General features: G+C 38.2%; 10 protein-coding genes. All 10 read right to left on the minus strand.

Going from position 1 to position 17,839, the window contains the following annotated elements:
- Window positions 1–34: 34 nt before the first annotated feature.
- Window positions 35–1,780: a DUF3466 family protein gene (locus I6F10_RS08965; protein ID WP_165743196.1), complete on the minus strand. Its 1,746-nt coding sequence runs from the start codon at window positions 1,778–1,780 to the stop codon at window positions 35–37.
- An 11-nt stretch (window positions 1,781–1,791) separates the two neighbouring features.
- Window positions 1,792–3,705 carry an ATP-binding cassette ATPase Uup gene (uup, locus tag I6F10_RS08970; protein ID WP_165743194.1) on the minus strand — a complete coding sequence of 638 codons (1,914 nt, stop codon included), beginning with the start codon at window positions 3,703–3,705 and terminating at the stop codon, window positions 1,792–1,794.
- Between the two features lie 15 nt (window positions 3,706–3,720).
- On the minus strand, window positions 3,721–3,960 hold the full coding sequence (locus I6F10_RS08975; protein WP_165743192.1) for a glutaredoxin family protein: 240 nt from the start codon (window positions 3,958–3,960) through the stop codon (window positions 3,721–3,723).
- Window positions 3,953–6,070 carry a bifunctional 23S rRNA (guanine(2069)-N(7))-methyltransferase RlmK/23S rRNA (guanine(2445)-N(2))-methyltransferase RlmL gene (rlmKL, locus tag I6F10_RS08980; RefSeq protein WP_008133692.1) on the minus strand — a complete coding sequence of 706 codons (2,118 nt, stop codon included), beginning with the start codon at window positions 6,068–6,070 and terminating at the stop codon, window positions 3,953–3,955. Before rlmKL ends, I6F10_RS08975 begins: the two co-directional genes overlap by 8 nt.
- A gap of 92 nt (window positions 6,071–6,162) precedes the next feature.
- Window positions 6,163–6,693, minus strand: coding sequence for a cell division protein ZapC (locus tag I6F10_RS08985; protein WP_002961896.1), 531 nt, complete (start codon window positions 6,691–6,693; stop codon window positions 6,163–6,165).
- A gap of 117 nt (window positions 6,694–6,810) precedes the next feature.
- Window positions 6,811–7,821, minus strand: a complete 1,011-nt coding sequence (gene pyrD / locus I6F10_RS08990) for a quinone-dependent dihydroorotate dehydrogenase (RefSeq protein WP_165743190.1) — start codon at window positions 7,819–7,821, stop codon at window positions 6,811–6,813.
- 120 nt (window positions 7,822–7,941) lie between these two features.
- Window positions 7,942–12,783, minus strand: a complete 4,842-nt coding sequence (locus I6F10_RS08995; protein WP_165743189.1) for an NAD-glutamate dehydrogenase — start codon at window positions 12,781–12,783, stop codon at window positions 7,942–7,944.
- Window positions 12,784–12,991: 208 nt separating this feature from the next.
- On the minus strand, window positions 12,992–15,313 hold the full coding sequence (locus I6F10_RS09000) for an efflux RND transporter permease subunit (RefSeq protein WP_165743187.1): 2,322 nt from the start codon (window positions 15,311–15,313) through the stop codon (window positions 12,992–12,994).
- The gene (locus I6F10_RS09005) at window positions 15,313–16,335 is read right to left on the minus strand and encodes a WD40/YVTN/BNR-like repeat-containing protein (RefSeq protein WP_165743184.1); all 1,023 of its coding nucleotides are present in this window, start codon (window positions 16,333–16,335) and stop codon (window positions 15,313–15,315) included. The genes I6F10_RS09000 and I6F10_RS09005 overlap by 1 nt, the downstream gene beginning before the upstream one ends.
- A gap of 132 nt (window positions 16,336–16,467) precedes the next feature.
- Window positions 16,468–17,832: a DUF1329 domain-containing protein gene (locus tag I6F10_RS09010; protein WP_165743183.1), complete on the minus strand. Its 1,365-nt coding sequence runs from the start codon at window positions 17,830–17,832 to the stop codon at window positions 16,468–16,470.
- Window positions 17,833–17,839 lie beyond the last annotated feature (7 nt).

A 17,839-nucleotide genomic window follows, 5' to 3' on the forward strand; every position in this document is an offset into this window, starting at 1 on the left:
TTTATCAAGTTGGTTTTTTTATAATCAATAAACTTTAAAAGCGAAATACACGCCTTAAGCCAACCAGTGGTAATAACAATAATGTATACCAAGGGAAGCTAGCAGAGTTACGCTCATAAACTTCAGCTTCTACTGGAGCACAGCTTTCTACTTCACCATTTGCAATTGGCGTTAGTTTAACTGCTATTGCAATACTCTCATATTCAATTTCACCATTAATATCAGTTACTACACCGCCTAATGAATCTAGCTTTTCAACTGTTTTAGTCGCAGTACCAAATATTTCATTATTTTCGTTGATAGCAGTCGCTTCAACCATAGTATAAGCGTAATCAGTTTCACCGTCGGTGTCATAACAAGGCAGTAAATCGTTTAGATTAGTGATTTTGTCTTCACCAATTTTGTAAATAAAGGCTTCTTTTAGTCGCGAGCTATCAGAAACACCCACTTCCCCTTCACCTACAATATAACCTTGGTTGTTTATATCGTTACCGTAAGAACTTGAGCTTGAAAAGTAATCAGTAGGGAAAACCGTACTACCCGTTGCTATATCATGGTAAAAGAATTTATTACGAAGAGTGCCTTCAATACGCTTAGTCGCATAACCTGTAATCACATCGTTATCATTAATAGCAATTGATTTACCAGACTGCCAGTCATCTTCTTGATTAATAAAATCAACAACCGCACCGTCTTTAAAATAAACTGGCATTGTAAGAATTGTATCGTCATTTTTGTAATAACGTGTATTCGATGAACCTACAATTGTCTCGTTGCTGTTCACTGCTAAAGCAGTACTTGTAAATGCGTCATCTTCCGCTTCACCTTCGTCAGGTGTCAGTGCCATACCAAGCTCTTCAACAGATGTGATATTAAGTGATTCATCAAGTTCCCATTTAACAGCGCGCTTATTAAATAAGCCTCGTGAAATATTTGAATTTAACAAATTGATACATACTGACGTTGGTTCGTCTTCATTATCACAGTTATCATCAATATTATCTTGTCTGTCATCTGGAATGCTTGTAGACATATTACCTACAACGGTATAACCACTGTTAGTTTTAATAATATCGTTGGCACGACTTGTACCGCCGTATTCATTAAACTCAGGCTCTAACTCAACACTTACACTGCCATCAGCGCTTATTACAATTCCACGCTCTATAAATTCATGAGTAAACCATGTTTCTGCATCATCTTCACCATCAGGTGTAAAAGATACTTTATCGTATGGAGCGCTTCCCCAACCGACTGTAACACCATCTTCAGTTACAGCATTAAAAAGGTTAGTAGTTGAACGTGTTAGTCCGTCATAATCAACAGATACAATATCAAATAATGGTTGCTCAGTTATTTGTGTATCATTATATTTTATGCCTACTAATGAGCTTAATTTTTGATATTCAAAATTTGTAGAAATTGAAGATAAAAAACTAACCATGAAAGTGTGTGCATCAGCATTAGTAAGTACTGCATCATTATTTTCAATGTCATCAAGTGTGAAGGTAATCTCTTTATCACTTAATTCAAATGCTGCCTCTGTATTGTCATAGCTATTTTCAATAAGGTTTTCAGTAAAATCTATATAGCTTGTATCAATAGGTAAATTGTATAAACCATTTGCGAAACCAATAATATGCCCGCTTTCGCTTACATCTGTTACATAAGAATATTTAGCGTCTTCAAGAGTCCCTAATTCACTTAACTGGTACGTCGCACTTGTTGCTGAAGTGCTTAATGTCGCTAAAATACTGGCAGCGAGTAATTTATATTTCATTTTAGTCCTTACTACTGATTCTGTAATTCTTCAAGTTCTTCCCAGCGCTCAAGGGCAGCTTCAAGGTCAGACTCAAGTTGTGCTAAATGGTTCAATGCTTTAGTTGTTACATCACTCTCTTGTTTAAAAAAGTTTGCGTCACTCACTACAGCTTGTTGAGCTTCAATTTCAGCTTCTAGTTTTTCCATTTTATTCGGTAGTTGCTCTAATTCAAGTTTTAATTTGTAAGAGAGTTTATTTGTCTTAGCTGCTGGTTTTGCAGCTGGAGCGGCTACTTTTTCAACTTTTTTTACTGGTTGTTGCTGAATTTTTTTTTCTTGTTCAGCTAAGTAACCTACATAAGCTTCATAGTCGCTATAACCACCGACGATATCTGTTACTTTACCATTGCCTTCAAATGCCCATACACTAGAACATGTATTATCAATAAATTCTCGGTCATGACTTACAATCAGCACTGTACCTTGATATTGATTAATAATGTCCTCTAGTAACTCTAACGTTTCAATGTCCAAGTCATTCGTTGGCTCATCGAGAACAAGTATATTAGATGGTTTTAAAAACAGTTTAGCTAATAGCAGTCTATTTTTTTCACCACCAGAGAGTGCTTTAACCGGGGTTCGAGCGCGAGCTGGAGGGAATAGAAAGTCTTGCAGGTAACCTAAAACATGACGTGAACGACCGCCCATCATCACTTCTTGTTTACCTTCGGCAACGTTATCTTGAACAGTTGCTTCTTCGTCAAGTTTTTCACGGTATTGGTCAAAGTAAGCAAACTCTAAATTAACACCTTGCTTAGTAATACCATTATCAGGTTCTAAATCACCAAACATTAGTTTTAATAGTGTTGTTTTACCAATACCATTTGGGCCTACTAAGCCGATTCTGTCGCCACGCATTACAAGTGTCGAAAAATCATCAGCAATAACTTTATCTTTAAATGCATGGCAAAGGTTCTTAGCTTCAAATACCAACTTACCTGAGCGATCAGCTGTTTCAATATTAAAGTCAGTTTTACCAACTTGATCAACACGTTGCTTGCGCTCATTACGTAGCTGTTTTAGCTCTCGAACACGCCCTTCGTTACGCGTTCTTCGCGCTTTAACACCCTGGCGAATCCACGTTTCTTCTTCAGCTAAACGCTTATCAAACAATGCATTTTGCGCTTCTTCTACTTTTAAATCATGCGCTTTTTGCTCTAGATAAGTCGCGTAATCACCTGGGTACGAAATAAGTTTACCGCGATCTAAATCTAAAATACGCGTAGCGACAGCGCGAATAAACGCACGGTCATGCGATATAAATACAATGCCGCCTTTAAATTCTTTTAAAAACTGTTCAAGCCACATTACACTTGCCATATCTAAATGGTTTGTTGGCTCATCTAGTAATAATAAGTCAGGCTCACTTACAAGTGCACGCGCAAGTGCTACTTTACGCAGCCAGCCACCAGAAAGTGACTCAAGTTTAGCCTCTGATGTTAATTCTAATTGTGTCAAAACTAATTGAATTCGGCTATCAAAGCGCCAACCATCAGCGGCTTCAAGTTGGTTTGATAAACGTTCAAGTTTATTTAATAACTTATCAGTACATTGTGTTTGCAGTTCGTTGCTAACATGATGAAAATCAATGAGTAGGTTAGCAATTTCCGGCATACCCTGCGCAACGTAATCAAATACAGTGCCATTTGCGCCTTTTGGTGGATCTTGCTCTAAACGAGAAATCCGAATGCCACCAAGCTGATTTATTTCACCGTCATCTAAAACAACTTGTCCATCGAGTACTTTTAATAACGTTGACTTACCCGCGCCATTTCGACCAACTACACACACTCTTTCGCCACTTTCTATAACGGCGTCTGCTTTGTTAAGCAAAGCATGTGTACCAAAAGCAAGTTGTGCTTTTAAAATTCTTATTAAATCCATAGTTCTTATTTGCTCTTATTCTGCTTGTGCTAAAAATTCGCGCACAGAGTGTAAAGTAAAAGGCCAATATAATTTCTCGCCTTTTTCACTTTTTAATACAGGAATAGTAATTTGATACTCAGCAATAAGCTGCTCATCAGTCATAATATCGATTTGTAATAACTCACTGTTGTCATTTAGTACATCAGTGATAAGTTGCTCAGCCTGTTCGCACAAGTGGCAACCATCAGTATGATATAAAATCCATTTAGCCATGCGTAATTAGCCAGCTATTATGGATTTTTTTATTACGTTTGAAGTCTGGTGATAGCGTTTTATCTGAGATATTAACGGCTTTTAAACCTAAACCAATCAGGCCAACTTCATCCATTACAAAACCACGTTTGTTATTAGAGAAAATCAAAGTACCTGATGGACTTAAGATCTTTTTAACCCACGTTAATAATTTAATGTGATCACTTTGCACATCAAACGCGTCTTTCATACGTTTTGAGTTTGAGAACGTTGGAGGGTCTAAAAATATCAAATCATATTGTGCTGTCGCATGCTCTAACCACTTTAAACAATCTGCTTGTTCAAAACGGTAACGTGTATTACTGATATTGTTTAAATCGAAGTTATCTTGCCCCCATTTTAAATAGGTTTTAGATAAATCAACTGTTGTAATTGCTTTAGCGCCACCAAGTGCAGCATGCACAGAGGCAGTACCTGTGTATGCAAACAAGTTTAAAAAGCGCTTATCTTTCGCATTTTCTTGAATATAACGACGCATTAAACGGTGATCTAAAAACAAACCTGTGTCTAAGTAGTCAAATAAATTAACTTTAAACTTAGCACCAAACTCTTCAACTACCATAGTTCGGTTTTGTTTAGACATGGCCGTATACTGGTCTTCGCCCTTTTGCTTTTTACGCACTTTTACAGCAATATTTTCAGGTGAGATATCAAGTTGTTGCGAAGTTAATGTTATTACGTCTTGTAGGCGTTTTTCTGATGTTTTTTCATCAATTTCTTTGGGCGCTGCATATTCAAAAATAACCGCAGAATCACCGTAAATATCTACAGCAACATTGTACTCAGGGATATCCGCTTCATAAACACGATAAGCATCTACTTTATTTTGTTTAAGCCAGTTTTTTAAGCCTTGCTTATTCTTTTTCAATCTATTTGCGAATGACGTAGAACCTTCAAAATTAAGCGCTTTTTTATCATCGGTGGTCAAACTTACTTGCTTATCATCTAATTGATATAAGTTAAGTTCAACATCAAGTGGGCCATTTTTAAACTTATAACGCTTAAGGCGCACAAGTTTTAAAAGTTTAAATAAGCTCTCGTCCATACCTAGTAAGGCAAGTTTCCAATGATTAAAGTGCTTTTTAAAGCCAACACCTAAATTACGGTGTAAATCAACAAGCTCAGCCATAGAACCAATACGCTCACCGTAAGGTAAGTTTGAAATTACAACCCCCGGTAATTTTGCAACAGCAGTAAGTTTAGTGGCATCACTTTGCTTAAACTTAATAACATCGTCAAGCTCAGCACGTTTGGCATTATCAATCGCTTTATTTAAAACTTGCTCATCGTAATCGTGGCCAATTAACCACAATTTAGGATCGGTAATGTTAGCAAGTAACTCTTCTTTAAGTTCTTTAAACTTAGCGGCTCTAAAACTGGGTAAACGCTCAAAAGCAAAGCCTTCACGAAATAATCCCGGCGCCTCGTTTCGCGCCATGCCAGCCGCTTCGATTAAAATAGTACCTGCACCACAACATGGATCGAATAAAGGTTGTTTTACATTATCAAGCCAACCACTTCGTTTAATTAATGCAGCAGCTAAATGTTCTTTAATTGGTGCTTTACCTTGACCTTGACGGTAACCACGTTCAGACAAACGAGGGCCCGAATAATCAATATACATAGAAACGCCGTAACGATTTAATCGTGCAACAACACGCACATTTGCATCTTGCTTATCAACGTTAGGACGCTGCTCGTATAAATCATTAAAGTAGTCAACAATCGCATCTTTTATTACAAGACCCGAAAATTGTGTGTTTTTTAATGAGTCATTGGTACCGTTGAAGTCGACAGCGAATGTTTGAGTTGGTCCAAACCACTCTTGCCAAGGTTGCGAGCGAGCAAAATTATACAGGCTATTCTTGTCATCTACGCCTTCTTTTTCTTCAATAAGCATAAGCACACGCGTTGCAAAACGACTTGATAAACAAACCTTTTGCGCCAGTAATGAGTCAGCCTCAAAACGAACAGAACCAACAGTTTGCTTAGACACAGTTGCGCCAAGTTCTGTTAGTTCATCAACCAATAAATTTTCGATTCCGATAGAAGTAAGTGCGATAAATTGCAAAGTAATAACCCTTAATAGCTAATTGCGCAGGATTATAACATAGGTTGGGCGACAAACACGCCATAAAGACACGCTTAAAAACTTAAATTTGGTTAGGCGGTTTGACTTTGATATTGCTGATTTAGGATGGGGTGAACTCGATTATTCAAAATACGGATTACTTCAAATTGTGCTAAAGATAAATTTTCGTCTAATTTAAAGGTTTCGCTTAAATTTAAGCAAATAGATGCATCAGGGCAATGCTCTACAATTAAAAAATCGCCAGTCTGCGCTTTAGATATTAATTTAACTATTGCTTCTACACTAGGCTCTGTTCCAGTGTACTCTTCAAAAAACCAGCTTTTTGATAAAACGGGTTTTAAGTGATACTTAACAGCGGTTGCATTTAGCGATATTTGACAAATTTGAGCAGCAGACCACAATTCAAACCCATCTAAATAGTTATAAACTTGTTCATAAAATGCAGCATCTTCGAGACTAAAACGTGGATTTTTAAAAACAGAATCGGTGAGTTGTCTTAACTTATAGGGCGTACATAATTGCATGTCGTCATTTAAATCAAGTAACAAACGATTTTTATTAGGACAAGTAATCCACTGCCATTGCTTTGATGCTTGTAACATTTACTCCTCCTTGGGTATGTTGAATAATTATTGCTCACAGTATAACCGCTTTTGACCACTTTTAAAATGCTTGCTTAGAACATTTATCGAACGATCAAAAGCTTAGATAACTGATCCTTATAAGCCGTTGACGATCGACTTTACCAATTGTGGACCTTTGTAGATGAACCCAGTATAAACCTGGACTAAATTTGCGCCTGCATCGAACTTTTCTTTTGCAGATTGCGCATCATCTATTCCGCCTACTCCGATGATTGGTAACTTACCTTGTGTTAAGCGTTTCAATTCACTCACCACCTCTGTAGAACGCATTCTAACTGGGTGACCTGATAAGCCGCCGGCTTCTTCTGCATATAGCTGGCCCATAACTGCAGCTCGCTCAAGCGTGGTGTTGGTGGCAATTACACCATCGATTTTATTATTTAAAAGTGACTCACTTACTTGCTCTATTTGAATTTGATCTAGATCCGGTGCAATTTTTACAAGCATAGGCACTTGTTTATTGTGCTTTGCAACTAAATCTAACTGTTCGTTTTTAAGACTTTGCAGTAAATCATCAAGTGCAGCGCCATATTGCAAATCACGCAAGCCAGGTGTATTTGGTGATGAAATATTTACCGTAATATATGAGGCATGTTCAAATACTTTACGCATACAATGAATATAGTCATCTTTACCTTGTTCATTTGGCGTATCTTTATTTTTACCAATATTAATACCGAGTATGCCGCTGTATTTTGCTGCTTTTACATTTGCAACTAAGTTATCAACGCCTTTATTATTAAAACCCATACGGTTAATAATAGCGTTTGATTCTGGCAACCTAAAAATACGAGGTTTATCATTACCAGCTTGAGCACGCGGCGTAATAGTGCCAACTTCAATAAAACCAAAGCCCATTTGGCTGAATGCATCAATACATTCCGCATTTTTATCAAGGCCAGCTGCTAGCCCTACAGGGTTTTTAAATTTCAGACCCAAAAAATCGACTGGCTTATCAGAAATATTTTGCGACCAAGCTAAATTTAAAGGTGTATTGGTAAAACGACGAAGATTATTAAGTGCAAACTCATGCGCCCACTCCGCATCACGGGTAAACATAAAACGGCGAGCTAAATCATAAAACATCAATATAATCCTCTTTTTAAATTTTAGACAAAAAAATACCTCAGACAAGGCTGAGGTATTGTATAACAATTTTAACAATCAGTTATTTATTTACTAAACAATTAACTGATTAAAGCTAAATTATTTTCCTGACGTATCACAATTGTGGCTTAACAACATAAGTTCACGAAGTGCAACCGAGAACTTAGCAAAGTCGTGGCTTTGTGATGTTTTAAACTCAGCCAGCATTTGTTTCCAGCGTTGAAGTAATAAATCTTGGCTATCCATCCACTCGTCTATTTGACTATCAACATCGCTCTCATCACCTTCAAAGCTATTTAATACAACTTCAGATAACGTACGTTGCTGCCAATCAAGCTCTTCTCGATAAGACGAGCGAGCAAGTGCTTGCCAATGATTTGCTACTGGTTGCTTAGTTATTTGCTCTAAGAACCAATGCAGACCCATTCTTGCACCTAGTTTAAAGTAAGTATTGGACACCATCGAAATACTCTTACCTGAACTATTCGCAACTTCTGCTAAATCCATCACAGAGAATAAGCTTGATAAAGAAACAATACGATTAGCTATATCTGTTGGAACGCCCGCGTCAATTAACTTATTGGCCTCAATTACAATACGATCATTTTCTTTTTCAATCATATACGTATTTAAGTTATCGCTTAAATCTTTAAAGGTTGGCGCAAAGAATTCAATTCCTTGTTCAATCGTTTGTGACTTATTACGATGACGTAAGAACCAACGCGTTGCTCGGCGCACAGTACGACGAAGTTGGTAAAGCATTTCAGTTTGAACTGCTGCTGGTATTTTATTATCAAGTGCACTAATAGAAGACCATGTTTCACGCATTTCAAATATTTCGCTAGCAATTGAGTAACACATTGCTATCTCAGCTTCATTAGCACCAGTTTCTTCATGCATACGTACCATGAAGTTTAAACCCATATCGTTAACGATACTGTTAGCAAGTTTAGTTGCAATAATTTCTTTACGAAGTGGGTGGTTGTTCATCGCATCGTTAAACTTCTCACGTAGAGGACGTGGGAATGACTTAACAAGCAATTGGCGATAGTAAGGGTTTTCAGTAATTTCATCACTTACTAAAGACTCTTTTAATACCATTTTTGCGTAAGACACTAGCACTGAAAGCTCAGGACGAGTTAAGTCTTTACCTGCAGCGGCGCGTTCTGCCAATTCTTCATCACTTGGAATAAATTCGATAGCACGGTTTAACTTGCCTTCTTTTTCAAGCGCATGAATAAAGCGAATCTTTTCTTTGAGCGTTGAAGTTCCTTTAGACTGCGTAATTGAAATAGTATGTGTTTGACGGTAACAGTCTTTTAATACTAATTCAGAAACTTCATCTGTCATTGAGTAAAGTAGCTCATCACGTTGTTTACGTGTTAGGTCACCTTCAGCTACTAGGCCATTAAGTAAAATCTTTATATTTACTTCGTTATCTGAACACGCAACACCACCAACATTATCAATAAAGTCCGTGTTTACGCGCCCGCCTTTAGCTGCAAATTCAATTCTGCCAAGTTGAGTAGTACCTAAGTTACCCCCCTCACCTAAAATTTTAGCGCCTAAATCTCTACCATTAATACGTAACGCATCGTTTGCACGATCCCCTACATCTGCATCAGTTTCTTTAGAGTTTTTGATATACGTTCCGATACCGCCATTCCACAGTAAATCAAACTCCATCATTAACGATGCTTTTATTAATTCGTTTGGCGTCATACTCGCTTTTTTAGTGCCCAACATTTTTTTCATTTCTGGGCTAAGCGTAATTGATTTAGCTGCACGAGAGAAAACACCACCACCGGCAGAAATTAACTCTTTGTTATAATCATCCCACGATGAACGCGGCATATTGAATAAACGTTCGCGCTCAGGGTAAGAAGTAGCAGCATCTGGGTTTGGATCAACAAAAATGTGCATATGGTTAAAGGCTACTTGTAAGCGAATATGCTTAGATAACAACATACCATTACCAAATACATCACCAGCCATATCGCCTATAGCTACCACTGTAAAGTCAGTCGTTTGACAATCGATATCCATTTCACGGAAATGTCGTTTAACTGACTCCCATGCGCCTTTAGCTGTAATACCCATTTTCTTATGATCGTAACCAACCGAGCCACCTGATGCGAATGCATCGCCTAGCCAGAAATTGTATTCATTAGCTATGCCGTTTGCGATATCAGAGAACGTAGCTGTACCTTTGTCGGCTGCAACCACCAGGTATGCATCATCTTCATCGTGGCGAACAACATCTCGAGCTGGCACTACTTCACCGCGCTCTATGTTATCTGTAATATCTAGAAGACCACGGATAAAAATTTTGTAACACTCTTGGCCTTCTTTTATAAACGCTTCGCGCTCACTAGGTAATTGTTTACATACAAAACCACCTTTAGAGCCAACAGGTACAATTACTGTATTTTTAACTTGTTGCGCTTTAACTAAGCCAAGTACTTCAGTACGGAAGTCTTCACGACGGTCAGACCAACGCAGACCACCACGCGCTACTTTACCGTAACGTAAATGCACACCTTCAACGCGCGGAGAATAAACAAAAATTTCAAACGCAGGAAGTGGAAGTGGTACATCAGGAATTAAACTAGGCTGTATTTTAAACGAAACATAAGATTTAAACTGACCTGCATCATCTTTTTGGAAATAGTTGGTACGTAGCGTCGCAACAATCATATCTACGTATAAACGTATAATGCGGTCATCATCAAGGTTTGCTACATTTTCAAGTTCTAAGTAAATTTGCGTACTTAACTTTTCAAGTGTTTTAGCACTTGCTGGGCTCTTAACTGAGAACTTTTTAGCAAATAAATTAACAATTTGCGCTGCAATGTTTGGATAATTTGCAAATGTGCTTTCAATGTAACTTTGTGAGAACGTTACACCAATTTGACGCATGTACTTAGCGTAAGCACGTAAAATAGAGGCTTCGCGGCCAGTTAGGCCACCCATTAACACTAAACGGTTAAAACCATCATTTTCAAGGCGGTTGCCCCACACATTTGTTAATGCAGCGCGAAAACGTGCTGAAATTTTATCAAAGTCTGCCATCCCTTTGCTGTCAATAAGCATAGAGAAGTCCATGATCCAGTTTATACGACCATCGCTAGTTTTAACTGAATATGGTGTTTCACCAACAACGCGCAGACCAAAGTTTTCAAGCATTGGCATAACATCAGATAAGTGAATTGGCTCATCTTTATGGAATAAGCTTAATCGTACAATATTACTGTTTGCTTCTTCTTGAGGACGGTAAAACAGCATTTCTAGCTTGTTTTCATCGCTAAGTAGTTCTAACTTTTCAATATCAACAACCGCAGCACTTGGAAGCACTTCGTCTTTGTATGAGCGTGCAAACGCATTACAGTATTTACGATTTAAATCGTTACCACGTGCTTCACCCGCAGACTCTAAAAGTGCAGATTGAAGTTTATCTTCCCACGTACGTGCAGCTTCTACTAAATTGTTTTCGATGTCTTTCACGTTATATTCGATCTTGTTGTCGGTCACACGAACGGTGTAATGAGTACGCGCCAGTGTTGACTCAGAGAAATAAGTAGTAAATTCGACTTTATCGTCAGAATTAAATGCATTAGCTAATATATCTTGCGTTTCACGACGAAGAGCCGTGTTATAACGCTCGCGAGGTACATAAACCATGCAAGATAAAAAGCGACCATACGCATCTTTACGTACAAACAAGCGGCACATATCGCGCTCTTGTACTTGTAACACACCCATAGCAACTTCAAGTAGCTCACCTTCGCGCGCTTGAACTAGCTCATCACGTGGGTAGGTTTCTAAAATATTTAAAACAGCTTTGTAAGCGTGAGTACCTTTAGCAAAATCACACATTTCCATAATGCGATTAATTTTACTTTTTAACACAGGTACATCAGTAGCACTGTTATTGTAAAAGCTTGATGAGAATAAACCGATAAAGCGGTCTTCACCAATTACATTGCCTTCATCGTCAAAACGCTTAATGCCTACATAATCGATGTAAGCTGGACGATGAACACGAGAAACAGAGTTAGTTTTTGTTAAAATCAGTAGGTTGCTGCTACGAGCTTCTTGACGTGCAACTTCAGGTAATTCTGATAATAAGCGAGTGTGTTCTTCAGTCGAGTTTTTCATCAAGCCTAGGCTTGTATCCATTTTACCTTTTAGTTGGTAATCACCTTGAACTGGGCTTAACTCATATTCACGGTAACCCATTAGGGTAAAATTATCTTTAGCTAACCAATCTAAAAACTCAGTTGTTTCTGAAACTTCATCTTTACTTTTATTATGATGACGTTTAGGTAACTCTTTAGTCACTGCAATCAATTTTTTACGGATTGGTTGCCAATCATCAACAGCAACAGATACATCAACAAGCACAGACTCTAATTCTTTTTTGAAAGACTCAATCACAGAAGAATCTGTCTGACGGTCGATTTCAATAAAGAACACTGTTTTAGTAGATGAAGATTCTTGCTCTGCTTTTAAATTTGATAATCCAGAAATTTTAGCGTTTGTATCGCGCTTAATTTTTAATGGGCAGTGAAGTAATAAGTGAGAGGCGATATTTTCACGAGTCATGGCCATACGAACAGAATCAACTAAAAACGGCATGTCTTTAGTAATAATTTCTACAATTGTATGCGATGACTGCCAGCCATCTTTTGCCACTTCAGGATTGAAAACGCGGATAACAGCGTCGTCGGTAGTATTTTTTTCTAGCGAGTTCCAAAGGCTTAATGCTGCGCCATATAGGTCACTATCGTTGCGATTTGCCAAATCCTCTTTAGACATGTTGCTGTACAAGGCTTTGGCGAATTTCTCAACGAGTAACACATTATCAGCGCGAACTTTTTTCTGGATCAGCTTACAGACATTATCTAGGATAACCGAGGCTTGGCCTTCATTTCGTGTCATTGTATGTTCCTTAATCTATTACTGCTCAGGAGCAGAAATTTGTACAGCTATTCATTAGCGTGGAGTCAATCAAATTCTAACCCTTTTGCAGCTAATAAACAGCCTTTTCGATGAAAACATTTTAAGCATTTCAGTTATTTGGTCATCTATTCACAAATTGTAGATATAAATGGCCTTTACAGGCCATTTAGGAGCAAAATTATTCACATTATTTTTTCTGGTCAGTCCAGAGAAGGCTACCAATCGCCGGTAATAACAACACTGCACCCAACATATTTACTAAAAACATGAAGGTTAGCAATATACCCATATCAACTTGGAATTTAAGATCTGAGAATATCCACGTACTCACACCAATAGCTAATGTAATCCCCGTAAACAATACAGCACTACCACGCTCAACAAGTGCATTACGATAAGCAATACTCAGTGGTACGTTTTGCTTAAGCTGCCCCATCATCGACGACAGTATATAAATGCCGTAATCGACCCCAATACCAACACCTAGCGCAATTACAGGTAGTGTAGACACCGTTAAGCCTATTTCTAGTTGAACCATAAGCGCTTGTGCAAGTGTTGATACAATATAAAGCGGCAATACTACGGCTATTGTTGCTTTTACGCTTCTAAAGCTCATTAGGCATAAAATAATAACGGCACCATAAACGTAAAGCATCATTGGTATTTGCGCCTCTGCAACTGACTCATTAGTCGCTGCCATTACACCAACAGGCCCAGACGCTAATTTAAATGCTAATTCATCAGTGCCCTCTTCTTTAGCAAATTGCTTAACACTTTTAATCACAGTATCGATAGTTTGTGCTTTGTGATCATCTAAAAATATTATCACAGGCATAACGGAGCAGTTACCGTTAAGTAAACCTGTACTTGTTTCAACTCGAGATGTTGATTGTACTAAGCTCGCTGAATTTCGTGGCAAACTCTGCCATTTCAGATTGCCTTCGTTGTACCCTGCGTTAACCGATTGAGCTACAGAGCTCAAACTAACAGCAGACTGCACACCGGTCACATTTTCTACTTTATATTGAAAACGGCTTATGCGCTCCATAACATCATGTTCAGTACATGCTGCAGGATATGCCTCTACTATTACTTTTAAGATATCTGACGAAATAGTGTACTTGTCTGATATTAAAAATGTATCTTGGTTATAACGCGCATCTTGATGCAGAGACGGTGCGCCTGCGTGTAAGTCGCCTATACGCATTTTATCTGCTTGCCAGTAACCTAGAGCAAATAAAACAAGGGTAAAACCAATAATCATTTTAGCTACTTTAGGGTCTGTTGCTTTTACAAGTAAGTCGCGGATTTTATCAAGCATGTTAGGCTTTGTAGCGTCACCAGATTGAATATGTACACTGTTTTCAAAATTCATGTACGAAGCCCAGACCGGCAATAATATTAAATTAGTAAATATAATGACGGCTACACCTAAACTCGCTGTAATAGCAAGTTCACGGATAATACCAATATCAATGGTAAGTAATGTTAAAAAGCCAACGGTGTCTGAAAGTAGTGCAATACCACCGGGTATTAATAGAGCCCTAAAACTTGACTGACAACAGATACGGGTACTTTTTCCTTCACCTACTTTTTTACCAATCGCATTGATCATCTGCACACCATGACTTACACCAATAGCAAATACTAAAAACGGCACCAAAATAGACATCGGATCAAGACCAAATCCTAAACTTGAAAGCAGGCCTAATTGCCAAATAACAGCAATAATAGAACAGGCAATAGGTAAAATGGTTAACTTCAAACTGCCACAAAATAGCCAAACCATAACGAAAGTAAAGGCGATAGCAATGGCAAAAAATACGACCACACCTTTTGCACCTTCAGCTATATCGCCTGCCATTTTTGCAAAACCAATAATATGAATACTTACTTTATCTGTACTCAAAGGTTCTCTTAAATCACTTTCTAGCTTTTGTGCAAAAGCTAATGTGTCTAACTTTTGTTGTGTTTGTGGATCTGTTTCTAAAAGCTGGGCCGTTACCATTGCACACGAGTAATCGCTGGCAATCATACGTCCTACCACTTTTGCTTTTTCGATGTTTTCTTTTACAACACCTAAACCACGCGTATCCGCTTTAAAGTTAGCAGGAATAATTGGACCGCCTGCAAAGCCATCCTCGACTACTTCAACAAAACGAGCACTTGGTGAAAATATAGAGTTAACTAATGGACGATTTACGCCAGGAATAAAATAAAGCTGATCGTGAACCGCTTTTAATTGAGTGAAAAACTCTGGATTAAATATATTGCCGCTGTCATCACACACTGAAATTAAAATACTATTTGCACCACCAAATTGTTTTTCGTGCTTGGTGTATACTTTCATATAGTCGTGATTTAACGGAATGTTTTTATTAAACGATGCATCTAATTGAATTTGAGTTGCTTTGAATACGAGTAAACAGGTTATAAGCGCAAAACTTATAAGCATAATTAAGCGATGTCTAAAAATCGCCTTTTCTATAAAATCGAGTAACTTATGCATTAAGGGGTTAACTCCTTCACTTTAATGCCATCTTCTGTCGCCATGATTAGTTTGTTATTTAAAATCACGCCATCCAAAATTGCTTTACCATCGGCTAACTGCTCATGGGTAAGTAATCCATCTTGAATGTGAAAAATAACACCACTATTGGCGAGCATGAGCCATTGCTTATCATTGTAATTAATGATGTTGTTAATTGTCGCTGTTTTAATATTTTCAAAATGTAGCCACTCTTGCTCATTATTTTTCTTTGCAAACACGTTACCGCGAAGCCCTGCTACAATTTCTTGCGTACTATCTGATGCAACTGCAAAGAATGAACCTGGGTAAATCTCCTCAATCCTTTGCCAAGTTTGACCATCATCAATGCTTCTGGCCATTAAACCCATCTCACCAACGAGCATTAATCCGTTATCTGTTTTTTCGATTCGATTAAAGTGCGGTAAAATTGAAGCTGTTTCTGCTTCGTACCCTTCGGGATCATTTTCTTTTAAATCGTTTAAGTAATCTCTGTCATCACTAAACAGTAACGAATCTAAAAAGCGCTTTTGCCAATGTTTACCACCGTCGGTGGTTTGATAAAACATGCCATAGGCCCCCACTGCAAAACCTTTTAAATCATCTTCAAATAGGATATCAAGGCAGGGTTTATCTAGTTCTGGTTTAACTTGTTGTAACTGCCAATTAATACCACCATCGGTAGTATTGATAATGGTGGCATCGTGTCCACATGCCCAGCCATTATTTTCATCGCTAAAGTCAACAGCTGTTAATAGCACTTGAGTTGGTACAAGTTCAGCTTGTTGCCATTTATTACCAGTGTCACTTTTAATAACGGTACCATGCTTGCCTACTGCAATTAGCCCGTTACCTGTGTTTGTTATATCAGTAAGTAGGGTTTTATCTGCTTTAATTGCACTGATTGCACTGATTGCACTGATTGCACTGATTGCATTTTCAGGGACATCCTGAGCAACACTCGCACCACTTATGATCAGGCTGGCATATACTAAATACTTCATAAATTTTAATCGCCTTGAACGAGAGAATTGTTTGTCTTTATATACTGAGGAAAGCGTTGCGCGATTTGGTATAAGACAAACGCGATGTGAAAGGAAAAGGCACTTAACATGCGTTAAGTGCCTAACTTCTAACTATCTACCTGCGCGACGTAATGCGCTTGACGTAAACTCGTTATCGTTAAACGATTGTGAAAAATCGTACATTTTTTCTTGGTTATCTAAACCAATTGCTAAATAACGACGAGAATTCAAATCATGGTAAACCTCAAGCGTACTCCATTGTGTAGGTACCTCGTAGTAGTTAAGGCCATAAGCCATTGCTACACGATAAAGCTGGTCGCGGTTATCATAAATATCCGTAACCTGTACTTGCCAGCTATCTTCGTCAATGTAAAACACACGTTTTTTATAGATATGGCGTGTATCATCTTTTAAGTTAGCTTCAACAACCCAAACACGGTGTTTTTCGTAACGTGTATGCTCTGGGTTTATGTGGCCAGGCATTAAAATGTCATCGTATTCTAACTTATCACTATGAAGCTTATAGCTGTTATAAGGAATGTATAACTCTTGCTTACCTTTCAACGTCCAGTTGTAACGATTAGGTGAGCCATTGAACATGTCAAAATCATCAGTAGTACGTAAGCTATCCGCTGCTGTTCCTGGTGCATCATATGCAACATTAGGTGCACGACGAACGCGGCGTTGTCCCGAATTGTAAGTCCATGCTTGGCGTGGCGTTAATATTTGGTCCATCGTTTCATGAACAAGCAGTGCTGTACCTGCTAAGCGTGCAGGCTCTGTAACACTTTGTTTAAACTTAAACAAAATGTTTGAGTCTTGCAGCTCTGCGGGTGTTGCACTCGGATCTGAATATTTAACCAATAACTGCTCATCAAAGCCAACATAGTTATAAGAACCCGATGCTGTTGGCGCTGCTTGACCGGCAAAACGCTCAATAGACTGTCCACGGTAACGTAACAAATGATTCCAAATAGCTTCTAAACCCGTTTTAGGAATAGGGAAAGGAATACCAATTGCCGTATTTTTGATCCCATTCCCGTCTTCAACTAGTTCAGCTGTTGGTGCAAACTTTTTAGTTGCGTCGTACACAAACTGTGGATAAGACGCAGAGCGACGTGTTTCATACACTGGCATTTTAAATGTATCTGGATATGCTTCAAATAAAGCAATTTGACCCGGACTTAAATTTGCTTTGTACTTTTCAATATTATTTTTATCAATAGTGAATAGCACTTTATCAGTTGAAAATGGGTCAAGGTGATGCATACCCGGTTCATAGCCTGCTGGAGCAGATATAATGCCATTATTCCATGCTGGAATAGAGCCATCAGCATTCGCCGCTTTTTCTGCGCCTAATGGCGTTAAGTTTTGACCTAATTGAGCTACCTCAACTGCGCTCATTTTTGCCAAAGCAGCACTGCTTGCAAATAAGCTACAAAAAGCAGTAGCAATGAGGGTAGGTTTTTTAATCATAGTAATG

It is taken from the genome of Pseudoalteromonas sp. SWYJZ98, from assembly GCF_015864495.1.
Classification (GTDB): Bacteria; Pseudomonadota; Gammaproteobacteria; order Enterobacterales; family Alteromonadaceae; genus Pseudoalteromonas; species Pseudoalteromonas distincta.